The sequence below is a fragment of the Peribacillus asahii genome (genome assembly GCF_004006295.1).
GTDB classification, from domain to species: Bacteria; Bacillota; Bacilli; order Bacillales; family DSM-1321; genus Peribacillus; species Peribacillus asahii_A.
This window is the reverse complement of record NZ_CP026095.1, coordinates 1281074-1299839: the sequence shown is the minus strand read 5'-3', so window position 1 is coordinate 1299839 and position 18766 is coordinate 1281074. Positions and strand designations below refer to the sequence as shown.

At 39.1% G+C, this 18766-nt stretch carries 14 protein-coding genes and 1 pseudogene; all 15 read right to left on the bottom strand.

The features are described 5' to 3' along the window. Window positions 1-177: 177 nt before the first annotated feature. Window positions 178-1343: pseudogene (gene trpB / locus BAOM_RS06405) on the bottom strand (tryptophan synthase subunit beta). Window positions 1344-1490: 147 nt separating this feature from the next. Next, window positions 1491-2063, bottom strand: coding sequence for a nitroreductase family protein (locus BAOM_RS06400; protein ID WP_127759562.1), 573 nt, complete (start codon window positions 2061-2063; stop codon window positions 1491-1493). Window positions 2064-2260: 197 nt separating this feature from the next. Beyond that, window positions 2261-3262 carry an LCP family protein gene (locus tag BAOM_RS06395; RefSeq protein WP_127759561.1) on the bottom strand — a complete coding sequence of 334 codons (1002 nt, stop codon included), beginning with the start codon at window positions 3260-3262 and terminating at the stop codon, window positions 2261-2263. Between the two features lie 218 nt (window positions 3263-3480). Next, complete coding sequence (locus tag BAOM_RS06390; RefSeq protein ID WP_127759560.1) at window positions 3481-6516, bottom strand: efflux RND transporter permease subunit; 3036 nt, start codon at window positions 6514-6516, stop codon at window positions 3481-3483. A gap of 202 nt (window positions 6517-6718) precedes the next feature. Continuing rightward, window positions 6719-7471 carry an SDR family NAD(P)-dependent oxidoreductase gene (locus BAOM_RS06385; protein WP_127759559.1) on the bottom strand — a complete coding sequence of 251 codons (753 nt, stop codon included), beginning with the start codon at window positions 7469-7471 and terminating at the stop codon, window positions 6719-6721. A gap of 179 nt (window positions 7472-7650) precedes the next feature. After that, window positions 7651-8397, bottom strand: coding sequence for an SDR family NAD(P)-dependent oxidoreductase (locus BAOM_RS06380; RefSeq protein ID WP_127759558.1), 747 nt, complete (start codon window positions 8395-8397; stop codon window positions 7651-7653). A gap of 39 nt (window positions 8398-8436) precedes the next feature. Next, a complete protein-coding gene (locus BAOM_RS06375; protein ID WP_127759557.1) occupies window positions 8437-10074 on the bottom strand; it encodes an AMP-binding protein in 1638 nt (545 codons plus the stop codon). An 18-nt stretch (window positions 10075-10092) separates the two neighbouring features. Beyond that, window positions 10093-10893 (bottom strand): 1,4-dihydroxy-2-naphthoyl-CoA synthase, encoded by an 801-nt coding sequence (menB, locus tag BAOM_RS06370; protein ID WP_119118765.1) that lies wholly within the window; start codon window positions 10891-10893, stop codon window positions 10093-10095. A 139-nt stretch (window positions 10894-11032) separates the two neighbouring features. Next, window positions 11033-12187, bottom strand: a complete 1155-nt coding sequence (locus BAOM_RS06365) for an acyl-CoA dehydrogenase family protein (protein WP_180319822.1) — start codon at window positions 12185-12187, stop codon at window positions 11033-11035. 372 nt (window positions 12188-12559) lie between these two features. Further along, window positions 12560-13873 carry a sigma-54 interaction domain-containing protein gene (locus BAOM_RS06360; RefSeq protein WP_127759556.1) on the bottom strand — a complete coding sequence of 438 codons (1314 nt, stop codon included), beginning with the start codon at window positions 13871-13873 and terminating at the stop codon, window positions 12560-12562. A gap of 12 nt (window positions 13874-13885) precedes the next feature. Continuing rightward, window positions 13886-14308 (bottom strand): hotdog family protein, encoded by a 423-nt coding sequence (locus BAOM_RS06355; protein ID WP_127759555.1) that lies wholly within the window; start codon window positions 14306-14308, stop codon window positions 13886-13888. Window positions 14309-14614: 306 nt separating this feature from the next. After that, window positions 14615-14839 carry a hypothetical protein gene (locus tag BAOM_RS06350; protein ID WP_127759554.1) on the bottom strand — a complete coding sequence of 75 codons (225 nt, stop codon included), beginning with the start codon at window positions 14837-14839 and terminating at the stop codon, window positions 14615-14617. Window positions 14840-14845: 6 nt separating this feature from the next. Then, window positions 14846-16000: a Ger(x)C family spore germination protein gene (locus BAOM_RS06345; RefSeq protein WP_127759553.1), complete on the bottom strand. Its 1155-nt coding sequence runs from the start codon at window positions 15998-16000 to the stop codon at window positions 14846-14848. Further along, window positions 15997-17109: a GerAB/ArcD/ProY family transporter gene (locus BAOM_RS06340; protein ID WP_164853152.1), complete on the bottom strand. Its 1113-nt coding sequence runs from the start codon at window positions 17107-17109 to the stop codon at window positions 15997-15999. Before BAOM_RS06340 ends, BAOM_RS06345 begins: the two co-directional genes overlap by 4 nt. A 1-nt stretch (window position 17110) precedes the next feature. Then, the gene (locus BAOM_RS06335) at window positions 17111-18658 is read right to left on the bottom strand and encodes a spore germination protein (RefSeq protein WP_127759551.1); all 1548 of its coding nucleotides are present in this window, start codon (window positions 18656-18658) and stop codon (window positions 17111-17113) included. Between the last annotated feature and the right edge of the window lie 108 nt (window positions 18659-18766).

Genomic DNA, 18766 nt, shown 5'->3' with positions numbered 1-18766 from the left:
TCTAATATTACAATAACATTACAAACAAAATAATACGCCATTTATTTCCTGTTGAACTATAGAAAAAAGACTAGGTGATACGACACTGTTGAATTTTGTCTTATTTTATGGGAAACAGCGCTTTCTAAAAAAATAAGACTCTCACCGATATGGCAAGAGTCTTATCTCGTATTTCCCTTACTTTTGCAGCATGCGGAATACTTGCTCCACGTCTTTATCACCACGACCTGATAACGTTACGACAATCACATCATCACTTGACAATTCTTTCGCTAATTTAATCGCATGAGCAATAGCATGAGAACTTTCTAACGCTGGAATAATTCCCTCCGTTTTAGAAAGAAGCTGGAATGCATCTAATGCTTCCTGCCCTGTAACCGTTACATATTCCCTCGACCGCTTACTTTTAAATAACTATGTTCTGGACCTACACCCGGATAATCTAATCCTGCTGCAATCGAGAAAGTAGGCTTCGGATTTCCTTCTTCATCTAACAACGTTAAACATTTAAAACCATGTATAACCGCTGGAACACCTTCTGAAATACTTGGTGCTTCTGCTGGTTCACAACCGATTAAACGAACGTTTGGTTCATCAATATAATGAGCGAATGAACCAATGGCATTGCTTCCTCCGCCTGCACATGCTACGATAGCTGTCGGTAGCTTTCCTTCTTTTTCAAGAATTTGACGTTTAGACTCTTCACTAATGACTGCTTGGAAATGCTTCACCATCGTTGGATATGGATGAGGTCCTACAGCTGATCCTAATAAATAAAACGTATTTTCGTAGTTTTGAACTAAATCATTTAACGCTTCATCGACCGCTTCTTTCAAGCGACCTTGTCCCTTATCGACTGCTACAACTTTAGCACCTAGTAATTCCATTCGAAATACATTTAGTGCTTGTCGTTCCGTATCGACTTTTCCCATATAAATGACACATTCCAAGCCAAACATCGCACAAGCGGTAGCGGTAGCCACTCCGTGTTGACCTGCACCTGTCTCAGCGATCACACGTTTAGCTCCCATCTTTTTCGCTAATAAAATTTGGCCGATTGCATTATTAATCTTATGAGCACCTGTATGATTTAAATCTTCACGTTTTAAATAGATTTTCGCCCCGCCAATTTGTTCGGTTAAGTTTTTCGCATATGTTAATGGATTTTCACGACCGATATATTCTTTTAAATAATATTGATATTCAGCCAAAAACTGTGGGTCATCCTTATATTTCAAAAATTGTTCTTCTATTACATCCATTACTTTTTGAAGATTTTCTGGTATATAGCTGCCGCCAAACTCTCCAAAGTATCCTTTACTTTCTACACTATTACTCGTCATTCTAAACTCTACTCCTTTATCATACGTTTCATCTATTATAACAAGTGTCCATTAATATTGAAATATTGAAATATTGAAATAATTCTCTCGTGAAAATAGAACAGAAAAACCTAAACGCCTATTTCACGTTTAGGTTTCTCCCGTCATTCAATCCATCCACTGTGTCACTTCAGAAAAGTGCTTTCTCTTCCCTTTTAATTCCTTCTGTATATCGGAATAGCCAATATACAGAAAGCCAACGACTTCTGATTTTCCTGTAAGTCCAAAAAACTCCTTCACTTCCGGTGCATAACAAATATCGCCTGTTCTCCAAACCGCTCCTAATCCTAAAGAGTGTGCAGTTAGCAGCATATTTTGCACAGCCGCATGCACCGCAGCAAATTCCTCTTGAAGAAGCACTTTACTCTGATCTGAAGGTTCGACCGCTACTGTAATAATCACAGGTGCTCGTAACGGCTTATTTTTCTCACGTTCTAATCTTTTTTGGTCTTCCTCACTCAGAGGTTCCTCCATTTTTGCTTGTGTCATTTGAGCGAAAAGGTTTCCTAAACGATTTCGACCATCACCTGTTAAAACGAAAAAACGCCACGGTTCTGTTCGATGATGACAAGGGGCCCATGTTCCTGCTTCTAAAATAGCTTCAATTAATTCTTTTGGTACTGGATCTGGCTTCACAACCCCGATACTTCTTCTTGTTTTAATCGCTGTAATAACATCCATTTTTCAACACTCCTTATAAAGTAACCATACAAACCTGATTGGTGAAAGCTTACCTATCTTCCTTGTCCCCCCATAAATTTGAGGCGGGAGGCTTACTGCCCGTTAAATGTCGGATAAACATAATGAAGATGTAAAACTAACTGCTTCAAAATAAATATTACCAAACAAATATATGATTTCCAATTCACACGCTATAATTAGTGAGATTGAGCGACCTTATCATCTGATTCATTCAGCAGAAAATCATGCAGCGCTTGACGATTGACTGCTTCATCGATTTGCAGCACAAGCTGACTATGACCGCCATTTTTCCCCTCAACTCGTTCATCGGTGTACGAACCCTGAACTGGAATCGTTAAAGTGTCTACAGATTCAGGCCGGTTAGATAACACTTCTTTAATTAAACTTAAGCTATCCACACTGCTGATATTAGTAGAAATATACGGTTGGACGGCCCCTAGTAATCTTGGAGCATTTGAGATTCCGTTTGTACTCACGACTTCATCCAATAATACTTTTATCACTTGTTGCTGACGTCTCGTTCTGCCAAAATCTGATTCGCTATCCTGTCTATAACGAGCATATCCAAGCAGTTCTTTTCCATTTAATTTCTGTGTTCCTTCGACTAAACTAACTCCAATCCCCTTACTCATGGACTTTTCTACATCAATCTCTATGCCATCGGGGTTTAATGTATCGATAATCGTTTCAAATCCCTTAAAATCAACCATCACAAAATACTCTGTATCAATTCCAAAGTTTTCTTTGATCGTTTTTCTAACTAACTCAGGACCGCCTAAGAAATTAGCTGCATTGATTTTATAGGAATCGCTATAACCTGGAATTGGAACATACATGTCTCTCATTAATGTAGCTAGTTTAACTTTTTGATTTTTCGGATCAAACTGAGCAATCATAATCGTATCCGAATTGGATTGCACTTGTCCTTTTCTTTTATCCACTCCGATTAATAAAATATGAACTTTATCTTGTTCATGTTTCTCGCCATTAAATTCTATTTCTTCTTTTTTATGAGCAGAACCGAGTGCACTTTCCGCTTTTGTTTTCGCATCATAATACTGAAAATACCCATAACCAAGCAGTCCTAAAGGAATCAGTAATATAACTAATACAAAAAGCTTAAGTTTTCTAAATTTTTTCGTTCTTTTCTTGTTAGAACGCTTCACCGTCTCTTCCATATACGCTCCTTCTTCTATGTATAACTTTTATTTCTCTATATTATCGAATAAAAAGAAAATTTCGTCACTATAACTTTAAAAACTTTAGAAACTCTTAACATTTTGTCCCACACTTAACGGGCAGTAAGACCCCCACCTCAAGTTATGGAAGTTTCACTTTATAATTCTATAAAAAAAGTTTGTAGAGACAAATTTCTCTACAAACTTTTTTACCTGCTTTACATATCAACACGTTCTTCAGCAAAGACTTTCGCTTTCCTTCTTTGTTTTTTCGACTTTTTAAAATACAACAATTCATATATACATGGGATAACAATGAGCGTGAGCAATGTAGAAACAGCTAAACCGCCAATAACAACGATGGCTAAGCTTTGGGAAACTAAGCTTCCTGTTTCCGCTTTTTTGTATAAAAGAGGTAGCATCGCACAAATCGTGGCTACAGCTGTCATCACAATTGGACGGAATCTTGTTGCTGACGCTTCAACAATCGCATCACGAATAATCATATGTTGTTCATTTTGTTTCACTCGGTCTAACAAGACAATTGCATTTGTCACGACAATACCAATTAACATAAGCGCCCCTAAAAGTGCTGTCATATCGACCGGAATACGGCTAATTAACAGCCCTAAGACGGCACCAATCGCAGCGAACGGCAATGAAAATAGAATCGCAATCGGCGCTCTCATGGACTTAAATGTAATTACCATAATCAGAAAAACAATACCAATCGAAATGAACATCGTAACAAACAAATCAGTAAAATCATCGGCTTGCTGTACGCTTGCTCCCCCAACATACACCTCTACATCTTTCGGAATATCGAGACCTTTATTCTCTTTATCTCCAAATATCTCAAGATTTACTTTGCTTGCAATATCAGAGAGTTTAGCTGGATCAACTGTTGCTGTTACTTGAAGATATGTTTCACCGTCTTTATGAAACAGATTCGTTGTACTTTCTTCACTCTTTAATGAAGCAACTTTTGATACAGGTACTAAACCAGACGCTGTCATAACCGGAATATCCTTTAAATCCTCTGGTGTTTTCGGATTTAAGATTGGTTCAAGGTACACAGGTGTTAACTGTTCCTCTAGCGTAATATGGCCGATAGGCGTTCTATTCAGCATTACACCGAGTTGTTGAGCAATTTGCTCTGTATTTCCTCTAGATGAATTGACCTTGAATGAGTAGATGGTTTTCTTTTCATCTTGATTCGTTGTAACTTCTTCTACACCTTCAATATCTTGAATTTGATCTTTAATTTGATTAGCTGTTCCTTCGAGCTCTTCCACATTATTCCCGATTACATCAATCGTAATATTCGTTTGTCCTGCTCCCATCATAAAGGAAGCGGCACTCGCTTCAAGCTTCGCATCAGGATAATGCTCTTTTTGCTGCTCGATTTTTTCTAAGATTGTATCAATCTGCTCTTTATCTTTTACTAAAATACCAAAAGTCGCTTCTGTAGGTGATGTCACCGCACCATATTGAGCGGCTTCAGCAGAGACTCCTAATTGCATAAACACATCATCGACTTCATTCATATCTTGAATCGTTTCTTCGAGTTCAATCGCTTTATCTTTTACTTCATCAAATGGCTGATCACTTGGATAAGCGAGCGTCGCTGACACATAATCAGCTGTCGAATTGTCCACAGCTCCTTTAGGCATCGCAAAGTATGTAGCAATAGAACTGATAAACAATAAGAAGGAAATCAGAAGGACAACCCATTTATGATTCAATGACCACGTCACAACCTTTGTAAAACGCTTGGCCGGTCGGTGTTTAGGAAGCTTCGTTTTCCTTAGCAGTCCTGCACTCATAAGCGGAACAACCGTTAACGCGACAAGTAACGAAGCAAGTAAAGAATACGTAACCGTTAAAGCAAAAGGCAGCAGGAACTCTTGAAGCCCTCCATTCAATAAAGCAACCGGCAAGAAAACAGCGACAGTTGTAAGAGTGGAAGCTGTAATCGCCACACCTACTTCTTTCGTAGCATCCATCACTAATTGAAGCGAAAACTTCTCCTGTTGCATTTTTCGGAAAATATTCTCAATCACAACAATGCTATCATCCACTAAGCGACCAATTGCTACAGCGACACCGCCCAGTGTTAAAATATTTAAGGTTACACCCGATAAGGATAACAAGAAGAGGGTTAAACCAAGGGACAGCGGAATCGAAACGATTGTAATAAAAGTTGAGCGTACATTTCGTAAAAAGACCATAATCACAATCGTAGCAAACAATGCACCAAGCAATACTTCTTTCACCATCGTCTGAACAGACGTTTCTACCATATCAGCTGTAGATAGATAAATCGTCGATTGCTGATCAGGATACTTGTCATTAATTTCTTTTGTGATCTTTTCTACTTCACGGCTAATGGTTACAGCATTTGACTGACTGTCCTTAACAATGCTCATATCAATGCTGTCTTCTCCATTAAATCGACTAATAAGATTGTCGTTTTTTACTTCTTCAACCTTCGCCACTTGACCGAGCGTAACCCTTGGTTTGACCCTTAGTGCTTTTAGCTTGGCAACGCTTGTTACATCTCCAATTACTTTAATATTACTTGTCTTCCCGTCAATGACGTTTTCTCCAACAGCTAGAGCCGTATTTTGCCCGTTCAGAACTCCCATAATCTGTTCAATCGATACGTTCTTTTTCGCTAATTGTTTATTGTTCACTTTAACGGAAAGAACGGACTCCGCAGCACCAAATGTTTGAACATCGGAAACTCCTTTAATATCTTTATATAAAGGCTCGAGCTCCTCCTGAACAAAATCTAAGTTTTCCGCTGTTAATCCATCTTTAAATGTTACAGCGATAAATGAAATTGGAATCATCGATGTATTAAGCTGGGTAACTGTAGGCTTTGACATCTGTTGAGGCAGAGCTACATTCCCTAAAGCTTCTTGGACATCCAGCTTTGCTTGTTTCATATCCGATCCTGCTTCAAAGAATAAATCAACTTTTGAAAAGCCGTCCCCCGTCACAGAATAGACAGAGGTCTTTCCTTTTAATCCTGTAACAGCCCTTTCAATCGGATCTGTTACGGTCGTTTCCATTGTTTTTGCATCCGTCCCCTGACCCATTGTGACAATCGTCACTTGTGGATTATCAGCCGAAGGTAAAAATTCCATAGGCAATTTGAAATAGCTGAACATCCCAATTAATAGAATAAAAACAGTTACTAACGAAACAGCAGCTTTATTCTTAAACGCCCACTTTGTGAAGAATTCCACATACACATCCCCTATCATTGGAAAATTAATAAAATAATCCCATATTAAATATTACCATAAACGGTCGACTAAAATGTGTAAAGAAGTATAAATTCTATGTAAACACAAAAAAAACACTTCATTCTTTGGTATAGTCAGATTATCAATCCCTACCAAACAAAAAAAGTGTATGCCGCATCTTTTTCCCCTATTCATGCATTCATTACCCCAACATACTATGCCCGCCATTTACCGATATGACCTGGCCGGTAATCCAATCCGCTGATTCCGATAATAAAAATAAAATAATTCCCGTTACATCATCGACTTGTCCAAGTCTTTTGAGCGGATACTGCTTGACCACCTTCGCGAGTGTTGCTTCATTAAAATTCAATTCACCTTGGTCAATGAGTCCAAGTGAAACCGTGTTACATTGCACGTTGTTTCGACCTGCTTCGATTGCTAGTGACTTTAAAAAACTGATTGCTCCCCCTCTAGCAGCTGCTGAAACAATTAAATTTCGATCCCCTGTTCTTGCAGAATCCCCGACAATATTAATAAACTTCCCCTGATTGTTCTCCATCATCGCAGGCATAAACGTATGTACTAAATTCAATACACCATAAAAACAAATATCTACTTCACGTTTCCATTCTTCTGGCTCATATTGAAAGAACGATTTTACTTGCGCCCAGCCAGCGTTGTTAACAATACAATCCACATGGCCAAACTTCTCATCAAGCGTTTCTTTGATTCTCTTAATATCTTCTAAACGTGCAAGATCACCTTGTACGAGAGTTACTTTTCCCCCAAGTTCTTCGATTTCTTTCGCTGTTTTCATAGCTTCTGCTTCAGATCCACGGTAATGTAACGCAATATTCGCCCCTTCACTAGCAGCCGCTAACGCAATTCCTCGACCAATTCCTTTTGCAGCACCGGTAATTAAGACATTTTTTCCTTGTAAACTACTATTCATCGAATAACCTCCTTCTAAAAATAGAACGAGGCTGTCTTAAAAGTAGAATCATGCGAATTTAGCTTATAATCGTGCTAAATTCATGAGAAATCATGCCAATTTGACTTATAATCCTGCCAAATCTACAGAAAATCATGCCAATCTCCTATTTTTAATTCAGCCTCATTCCTATGAAATTCTTACACCATTGTTAATCCGCCGCTCACTGAAAGTGTTTGACCCGTAATATATTCTGCTTCATCAGAGGCCAAGAACGCCACAGCATTAGCAATATCACTAGGTTGAGCTAAACGTCTGAATGGAATAGCTTTTTCTAAAGACGCTACAAGCTTTTCATTCGTTTCGCCAATTTCCCTAAATAGCGGTGTGTCAGCTGGTCCTGGTGCAATACAATTGACATTTAGTTTATGTCTTGCCATTTCTCTAGCCAATGTTTTCGTAAAGGCCACGATTCCACCTTTTGCAGCCGAGTAAACGGCTTCTCCACTTGAACCAACTCTCGCTGAATCTGAAGAAATATTAATGACTTTTCCGTAACCGTTTTCAACCATGACTGGCAAGATTTCCTTACATGTATGAATTTGCCCCATTAAATTAATGTCAATAATTGCTTTCCATGTACTTGGTTCACTTTTTAAAAACGGTTCCACTTTATCCCATCCTGCATTATTGACCAATACATCAATCTTTTCAAAATGAGTAAGTGCTGTTGCGACCGCTTCCTGAACACTTTCTAGCTTCGTTACATCGCAATACACGGCAACCGCTTCTGCCCCTTCTTCTTTTAAAATAGAAACCGTTTCTTGTGCGTTTTCTAAATTTACATCTGTAACAACAATATTCATAGATTTAGAAGCTAGCGTTCTAGCAATCTCTCTTCCCATTCCTCTGCCTGCTCCTGTTATAAAAGCAACTCGTTTACTCATAACTTCCCCTCCACTTAATCTATTTTTTCGATTTACTTTTTACACTTGGCCACTAATCTGTTCACTAATCATTTCTCTTAGACGGAATTTTTTAATTTTTCCGCTTGGTGTTCGTGGAAATTCATCAATAACTTCTACATGTTCTGGCCAATACTGCTTGGCTATCCCTTTTTGCTCAAGGAATTCACGCATAGTTTGTAAAGTTAATGGCGTTTTGCCTTGCTTCATGCTAATGAATGCGCAAGCCTTCTCTTGAAGTCTTCGATCAGGCATTGCAATAATTTGCACGATAGAAATATCCGGATGTTCATAAAGAACATTTTCCACATAGGCAACAGGGATATTCTCACCGCCTCGGATGATTACATCTTTATTACGACCAGATATACGAATATATCCATCTTCATCCATCACAGCACGATCCCCTGTAATAAACCAGCCATCCTGATGCTCAGCAAGTGTGTCATCCATCCGTTTTAAATAGCCAACGAACTGCGCAGGCCCCCTCGATAGTAAAGCTCCCTCTTGATGCGGCGGACATATTTCACCATTCATATCCACCACTTTGACTTCCATTCCTGAAAAAGGAACACCATCTGTACCCGTTAGTTTTTCCTCTGAATCATCAAGCTTCGTCAAGGTCACAAGACCGTTTTCCGTCTGCCCCCAACCAGCTAAAATTTCACATGGTACCTTTTCATTTGCCTCTTTAACTAGCTGCCTTGGAATCGGGGCCCCTAGCGCAACAAATGCACGCAATGTGCTAAGATTATATTCCCCGATATTTTCTAATCGAATCGTATCTTCAAGAAATGGTGTTGCACCTGCAGTGAATGTAATTCCCTCTTTCTCTATCAACTCTAAAAATTCGTTTGGATTCCAAACATCCTGATAAACAGCCGTTCCTGCATAATGAGTCGGTAGTCGTACCCCATAGCCAAATCCAGTTTGATGTGCAAAAGTAGAAGCCATATGCATCACATCATCAGAGGTTAAACGTAAACGTTCAATCCAATAATTCGTTGAAACACAAAGTGTATTGTGTGTGTGCATAACCCCTTTCGGATTTCCAGTTGTTCCGGAAGTGAAAATAATTTCTGTCACATCATTCGGATTATGCTCGGTTTCATCTAACACTTTTACATCCATACGCTCTTCCCACGGTTCTTCAAACAGCGTAGCTAAAGATTTCATTCCGCTTGGAATATTCTCTCCTTGCACGTAGACATGTTCCATTGCCGGCCATTGGTGGCTAAGCCTTTCTATCATGGCTGGGTAATCGAAGCCTCGGAATTTATCTGGAACAACTATCATTTTCGATTCAACCATACCTACCATATAGCCAATTTCACGATCACGATAAATTGGAATAAGGGGGTTTGTAATAGCTCCTATTCGAGTAGCCGCATAATGAAGGATGACGAATTCATTCCAGTTAGGCAATTGAATCGAAATAACATCTCCCTTTCCCAAACCTATTTTCAGCAAACCTAAGGCAACTCGATCCACTAGCTTTCCAACTTCTCTATACGTATAGCGGCTCTTCTTATCAATAATTGCCACCTTGTCCGGATGATTTGCGATTGCCTCATTTAAGTAATCTAAGATTGTTCGATTCGGCCAAATAGACTGGTACTTCTCCACATATTCCTGATTCAACAGCGTATCTAGTTTCACTAAATTCCATCCCCCTTTTTACTGTCTAAATTTTTTGAAATCTACTGGCCGTTTTTCAAGAAAAGCATTCTTTCCTTCTTCCGATTCTGGTGTGTTGTAAAACATAGCCAGGCTACCCATTGATAACTGCGAAATTCCTTGGATGTTTGCGCTATCTGCATTAAAGGAATATTTAAGCATTTTCAGCGCTGTTGGACTCTTTTCAAGAATCTTTTCAGCCCACTCTTCTGCTGCTTGCTGCAGTTGCTCTGCAGGAACAATTTTGTTCACAAGACCCATTTCTTTTGCTTCTTGTGCAGAATATTGTTCACATAAATACCAAATTTCTCGCGCTTTCTTTTCCCCAACAACTCTAGCTAAATAAGCTGAGCCAAACCCGGCATCATAGCTTCCTACCTTAGGTCCGCTTTGACCAAATTTTGCTGTTTCCGCCGCAATCGTTAAATCACAAATGACATGAAGCACATGTCCTCCGCCAATCGCGAATCCATTTACCGCTGCAATAACTGGTTTCGGAATATTTCGAATGGTTTGATGCAAATTCTCCACCTCTAGACCGATACCACCTCCTAAACCGCCGGAATAATCATATCCACCTTCATCGCCTTTTTCTTTTTGATCTCCACCGACACAGAATGCCTTTTCGCCTGCTCCTGTTAAAATAACAACCCCAACGCGGTTATCATCCCATGCGTCACGGAAAGACCAAATTAATTCCTGGATTGTTCTTGCTCGAAAAGCATTATAAACCTGCGGACGGTTAATTGTAATTTTGGCAATCCCATTCGTTTTTTCATATAAGATATCTGTTAATTCCATATTATTGACCTCCATCGCTATAATAGTTTTAGACTCATTTGTCCTTTAATTACTTCCATCATCGTAAACGTGCTTTGAATTCTCGCAATGTAACCGATAAAATAGCAATCTATATTTTTATACAATACAGCTCTCTAGTTTAATAAGAACGGAACTCTTTCCCAATAATATCTTTGGCGATAACCATCATATTCGCTTGAGCTGTTCCATCTCCAATCTCTAATCCAATTACATCGCGCAAACGCTGCTCATGCGGCATTTCCTTCGTATAACCATAGTGACCGTTAAATAATAAACATTCATGAATAGCCTCTACACTATATTTCGGACCTAGCCATTTAACAGAAGAGGACTCTTTACTATGCTTTAATCCTTGATCACGAAGCCAAAGTCCGCGATATGCCTGCCATTTAATAAGCTCTAATTGCGTATAATGAGTCACAAGTGGAAACTGAATACCTTGGTAGGTTGCAAGCGGCTTACCAAAGGACTGTCTAGCTTTTACATGTTCAATCGTCTCATCAATACTTTGAGAAGCAGCCCCCACACACTGTAGTCCTATTAACAAACGACTTAAATCAAATCCATTCATAACTTGGGAAAAACCTTTATTTTCAAGACCAATTAAGTATTCCTCTGGAACCTCTACATCGTTTAAGTAAATCGAGCCCCTGCCAACTGGAATATTCCCCATATCTTCATACCCTTTGCATTCCACTCCAGGTAAATCAGCCGGTACAATAAAAGCACTAATCCCACGGTTGCCTAACTCAGGGTCTGTTTTAGCGAAGATAATAAACGCATCTCCACACGTTGCTACGCTAATTCCTGACTTTTCTCCATTTAGGACATATACATTTCCTTTATGTACGGCCGTTGTTTTAATTCCACCAGCATCTGTTCCTGCAGCTGGCTCCGTGATTGCAATCCCCACAATCTTTTCACCGCTAGCAATTTGTGGAAGCCATTCTCGTTTTAACTCCTCGCGAGCATGGTTATTAATAATTTCTCCAATCAGCGCATTTAGCATAACCGCATATGTTAGATTGAAATCCCCTCTGCCAATTTCCTCTGCAGCAATTCCTGTCGTAACGCAGTCAGCACCGCTCCCCCCATACTCCACAGGAATTCGGAGACCATTTACACCTAACTCCCCTAGCTTCTTCCACAAATGCCTTGGAGTAATTCCTTCTCGGTCCCACTTTGTGTAATGAGGCAACAGCTCCTCCTTCGCAAATTCTTGCAGCATCTTGCGAAAATATTCTTGCTCTTCTGTAAATGAAAAATTCAACATTGCTAATCCCTCCCTTTGCCTATATTAATTATGCAAATATCGTGCCAACTGGAATTTACTAGTAAAAGCACATATCTCGTCACATTCATTCGCAAAAATGAGATAGTTTCGCAATATTGCGAATCACATTTGCAAAAACCCCTCCATTTGCTCGCCTATAAAAAATGAGGCTGTCCCAAAAGTCACCAAAATGACTTTCAGGGCAGTCCCCCATTTAGTTGAACAATTATTCTCCTCAGATCATTTGTGTTAAAAGACAAAATCGAGGAATCCAGCCAGGGAAATGTCCTTCAGCAGGGGCATGAAGGACAAAATCCAGCAAAAAAAGAGTGGGGCTGTCCGTTTTTAGACAGCCCCACGTTCTAAATTCTATTATTTTAAATTATATTTTGATAGTTTTCGGTAAAGGCTAGCGACATGTATGTGTAACTTTTGAGCAGCTATAGTCCGGTCGCCTTTCGCTTCTTGAAGAGCACGTTGAATCGCATCGATTTCTGCATTCGCTATCGCTTCTTCTAAACTGAGAAGAGGAGCTGATTCCCTTTCCCGTTGAGGAGTCGATTCACTTGGTGAAAAATATAAAGCTTCCATCGTGATTGTATCGCCTTCAACAATATTCATTCCCCGTTCTATATACGCTTTTAATTCTCGTACATTCCCTGGCCACTCATAATTTACTAGCCATTCCTGAAGCTTGACATCAATAAATTTCACTTGACGCCCTAGCATCTCATTAAAATAATTGATGAAATAATAAGCTAACGGAAGAATGTCTTCCTTCCTTTGACGAAGAGAAGGGATTTTCAATTCAAAAATGTACAATCGATAAAATAAATCCTGTCTAAACTTCCCTTCTTGAACGAGCGTTTTCAAATCCCGATTCGTCGCAGCAATAATTCGGATATCGACATTTTTATTAGCGGTTCCTCCTAATCGTTCTACTTCTCTTTCCTGCAATACACGCAATAACTTTCCTTGCGCTTGGTAAGGAAGCTCTGATATTTCATCCAAAAAAAGAGTGCCTTGATGGGCTAATTCTATTTTTCCAGGCTTTCCTTCCTTTTTAGCACCGCTAAACGCCCCTGCTTCATATCCAAATACCTCTGATTCGAACAATTCATCTGGAATCGCCGCACAGTTTACAGCAACGAAAGGGTTGTTCTTTCTCGAGCTTAATCCATGAATAGCTTGGGCAAATAATTCTTTTCCCGTTCCGCTTTCTCCCGTTAATAATACGGTTGAATTACTTGTCGCAACCCGAGCCGATAATTCTTTAATTTGCTCAATCGCGGGACTTTCTCCCATAATCTCCTCAAAGCTATATCGATTTTGAAAAGAGGATTTTTTCTTCATTTTAGAAGAATCCATTGAATTCATAAATGAAATCATTTCAACATGGTCAATATCATCTTGCCGCACGATGACTCGGTAAAGCTGATACTCATTGACTTTAGAAACTTTAATTAAACAAGAATATCCAAAAATAACACCAAATAGTACTTTCGTACGCTTTCTACTAAATATACCTTGAATGATTTCATTAATTGATGCTCCGATCCAATCCTGTTTGTTTATCGAAAAGTTCTCACAAAACTCTGCGCTAATGTCAATCAAACGACCATTAGCGTCCACTTTCATGGAACCCCATTCATCAATTGGGTCGATTAAATTAAGTGTTTTCTTCATGGTTATCACCTGTTAATTCTTATTGGATACTAAAAAAATGACGACTTGTCCCTTAATCACTTCATTTCCAACCTCATTGTAACAAGTAACTTTTTGAGTGACCCAATTCCGTTCTATATTAATATCAATAATTTCTAATTCAGCGGTAATCACGTCTCCAACAAATACAGGATGATAAAAAACCAATTCCTTTTGCAGTAAAATACAAGCACTTCCAGGCAGTTTATCGCTAATTACTTGGTTAATTAACCCTTCTGTTAACAAACCAGGAACAATGGGTTGATGATAATAATTTTCCCAGTTCTCTTCACTCGGTCTGTATACTGGACTATAATCTTTCGTTAACTCATTGCATGCTCTTACGTCGGCTTCAGAAAATGTTCGTTGCAAACGGGCAATCTGTCCGATAAACAATTCCTCAATTGTATAGACCATCGAACCCTTCCTTTCTATCGTTGTGAATATTTCTAATATTTAGTATATATTCTACTATCATAAATGGGAAGAAAACACTTCTACAAGAACAAAAAAGCTCTCTTTACGTTAGCGAATGCTTTAGTAAAGAAAGCTTTGATATCCTCTTATTAGGTTTACCTCTTATCAAATTTCATGATTTTCAGTTGCCAGCCATTCAAACTGAGCGTGCAGCAATGTGTAATCACTGTCAATCGGCTTCGAAATCTTAATATAATCAAAAAAGCATGCATTAACAACTACTATACACAAATTAAATGATATTTTTCATTTCAATATTTTTTGCACCTTATCAACCATCGGCAGCAGAAAGTCAGACGGATTTTTCAAATCAGGGTAAAACAAAAAGATTAGAGAAAATAGCCATTCAAAAGTGACCAATACAATAAAAACCTTTTTTTCCTTTTTCTGATCCTGTTTCATTTTTGGCCATTCGTACACAATCATGCATGCTACTAAAAAAGTAATTCCTAGTGCAAATAGCCATTTCAATATTTCTCACCTCGCTTCTGTTGCCGTTCCTGCACCCATTCTTAAAATAGTTGTCTCAATGTCATATTTGACCTCTACTTGTGGATAGATGTCATCCCATTTGTCTTTCGCTTCTCGCCATTCCTTCGGATACTTCCGTTCAAAAGCTTCTCCAAATCCCAAAATATCAGCTTTTTGTTCTTTTTGTACTTTTTTTACCGCTCTCTTTAAACGTCCTTCCAATTGTTTAACTAGTTGTTTTTCTAAAGAATTTATCTCTTTTGGTGACTTAACTTGTATATTCGTTTCATTTAAGACAATCTCTTCTGTTGTTCTAGTCTTAATCGTTATTTCCCACTTATCTCCTTTTATTTTAGGGACAAGCTTTACGTCTGCCTCACGGAGAGTCATGGATATATATCCTTGTGCGCCTTCTGGCAATAACGTAATCTGAGAGTCTTTCACGTCATTTTGGATCCATTTCACACCTCGTGTCAACTCATCATCAATAGAACCAATCATTTTGTCCTTTTTAAAAATGGCGGTGCGGTAAATATAAGCAATCGTTTCATTTGATTTCTTCCCTTTTGGTGGTGGTAATTTATGCACCATTGGAATGAATACATCGCCGCTTACAAGCCTTTGAAGTAAATCAACTAAAGTCACATGCATCAAAGTCTGTGATTCAGCCATATCCCAAAGTACTTCAGAAGGACTATATAATTGCGTTTTAAGAGAAAGTATCTCTTTGGCACTCTCTTTCGCCACAAACACATACGACCGAATACGTGGCCTTGGATCACGTATAAAATAATCAATGGAGTCACGAATGCCTTCCTTCGCTAACTTTTCATTTATAATAATGACTTCTGAATGTCCCCAAAATATTTTCCTTGGCAATTGTTCCTGAAGTTTCTCTAACGCTTCAGGAACTGTCTTCCCCTTGCCAGATCTAGCTGCTACTTGTGTTAACCCACCGCCTCCTTGACCTTGACCTTGGCCTCCACCTTGACCCAGCGCTTGTGGAACTGATATTTCAACCGTTACTTCAATTGTGTTATCGTCTATTCGATCAACGCCAACACCTTTGATTAAAGCCACATCATTCACCTCGGCTCGATCCCAACATCCTGTTAGTAGAAACGTACAGGTTAACCCTATAAGATATAACATCATTCTCATTGCTGCTGTTCCACCTGTTTTTCTTGCTTCTTGTTTTTCCGTAAGAAAGCAATCAGCAAAAGGAAGAGAGGAATCATTGTAAATAAAATAGGTCCTACTGCAGAGTTTATTGTTTGGCTATACACGAAGAAAGCCGACACATTCGGTACTTGCCAGACGGCTAAGACCACCGATAGAAAAACGATTGGAAGCACAAGCGGACGATAATCAGAAAGGTTAAACCACTGTGCCGTGCCTAATGCCAACACATAATAAAATACATACATTTTAACGAAGGCACCCGTAATCCAAAAAGCCATCACAGTTGCTTCAAGATGGGATAGAAACTCAGCTATACTAATATACTGAACAGCATTCATTAATGGGGCATTAAAGCTTCCTGTTGCACTTCCTAATACTAAAAGAGAAATCAAATTCGTACTGACCACTATTACTAACAATAACAATACGGAAACAATCCCCCATTTCCTACCTTTTTCCGGGTCTTTTAAAAAAGGAAGAAAGAAAGTGATGAATAGGGACTCACAAAACCAAAAGTTAGAAAAATAAGCTCCCTTCAAAACCGGAGTAACCCCATTTCCCAAAATAGGATGCATATGCTTTACTTGTGCATCCGGAAGAAGAAGGATAATAATTGTCAAAAACATAAGAAGCAAGACAGGAGTAAGTAAATCTGACAGTCTTCCCATCACTTCCACCCCTCCATATACAGCTAAACTACTGACAAAGGCCATCGTGCCAAGTAAAACGACTTGCGGCGTCTGCGGAAGAAAATAGCTGCTGACAAACTCCCCATACTGCCAAAGCGCTTGGTTGGATATAAATAAAATAAAAAGCAAAATAATTGCCCCAATCAGTTTTCCACCAATCTTCCCAACAATGGAACAACTGTATTGGATAATACTATCTCCTGGGTAAAGACGATGTAATTGATATACGACATATACCGGAATACAACCTAAAATGGCAGATAAGATAGGAGACAACCACAAATCTTTTCCTGCATAGTCATAGATAGAAGCTGGCAAATAAAGAATGGCTGTTGTGACAATGGCCGAGTAGATCATCATTCCCATTTGTACTGCCGATATTTTCCCATGTTCCAGCACGTCACTCTCCTCCCTTTCTAGGGCCAGGTTTTTGATTAGGGCCTTGGCGATATTCATTAAACTCTCCAGTTAAATGAGGACGCTTGGATAATTGCCACCAAGGAGCTCGTATGAGGAAATCTTTCATATCACTCTTATTCCATGGGGCCATTGGTGAAAGGTAAGGAACACCAAAAGAACGCAACGTACATAAGTGTGTAAGAATTATAAGAAGTCCTAACATCACACCTAAAATGCCCAATGTACCAGCAAGGAACATCATCGGAAAGCGCAATATCCTTAAGGTAGCTCCTAAGTTGTATCGGGGGATTGTAAAAGAGGCAATCCCTGTTAAAGCTACGACCATGACCATCGGAGGTGACACAATCCCAGCCTGAATCGCCGCTTGTCCGATAACTAAAGCACCGACAATACTAACAGCCGAACCAATTTGCTTCGGCAACCTTACCCCTGCTTCTCGTAATGCCTCGAACGTAATTTCCATAATTAACGCTTCCACAATGGCAGGAAAAGGAACATTTTCTCGTGTTGTCGCTATACTCATCAGAAGCTTTGTTGGTATCATTTCCTGATGAAAACTTAGCACAGCCACATATAGAGACGGTAGTAACAAAGATAATAGGACATAACCATAACGCAGCCATCTAATCGCTGTACTTAGCACAAAGCGTTGATAGTAATCTTCACTAGCTTGCAATAAGGACAAAAGTGTTGTAGGAGCGATCATCGCAAAAGGAGTACCATCTACAAGAATTACGACTTTCCCTTCCAATAAACTAGCAGCACACGCGTCGGGCCGTTCTGTGCTTAAAATCTGCGGAAAGGGAGAAGAGGGATGATCCTCTATTAATTCCTCGATATATTGGCTTTCTAATACGCCATCAATATCAATTCTCTGTAATCGATTATTCACTTCTTCAAGCAATGTTTCATTCGCGAGCCCCTTCATATACACGATAGCCACTTCCGTTTGGCTTCTACGTCCAATCTTCATTGATTTCATTTTTAATTGCGGATCTTTGAGTCTTCTTCGGATTAATGATATATTTACACTAATTGTTTCAACAAAACCTTCACGTGAGCCTTTCACAACGGATTCAGAAGCTGGTTCTTCAACTGCACGTTTTTCCGATCGAGCCAGCCCTAAAGCGAGTCCTTTACTTTCATGTTCAACTAGTAGAATGGGGTTGCCCATTAAAGTGTGTTCAATACATTCCTCCACTGTTTCTACTTCTGTTATCTTGGCAACCGATAGTTTCTCTTCCATCCAGTTAGACAAGTTACTTCGTTTCTCCTCCATCTTCTTCATTAAAGGGGAAAGAACACTTGTATCCATCTCTTCCATGTTCGATAATCCATCAATGTAGATTAATTCTGCTTTTACTTTGCCGCCAATTAAAAAAGAACGAAAGACGACATCCGAACAATCTTCGTATAGTAAACGAATCTTTTCGATATTTTTGTTCAAATCGGAGGATAATGGACTTTTCTCTTCCTCCATTTGTTGATGTTTATTTATTTTTTTCCGTTTAGAACGTCGAAAAAGCATACCTTCTCCCCCTTTCAAACGAAACATTACAACCTATAACGTCCAAATGATGTCAAAGTCATTTTCTCCATTATGGAAAGGGATTATGTAAAAAGCAGGGACAATTAT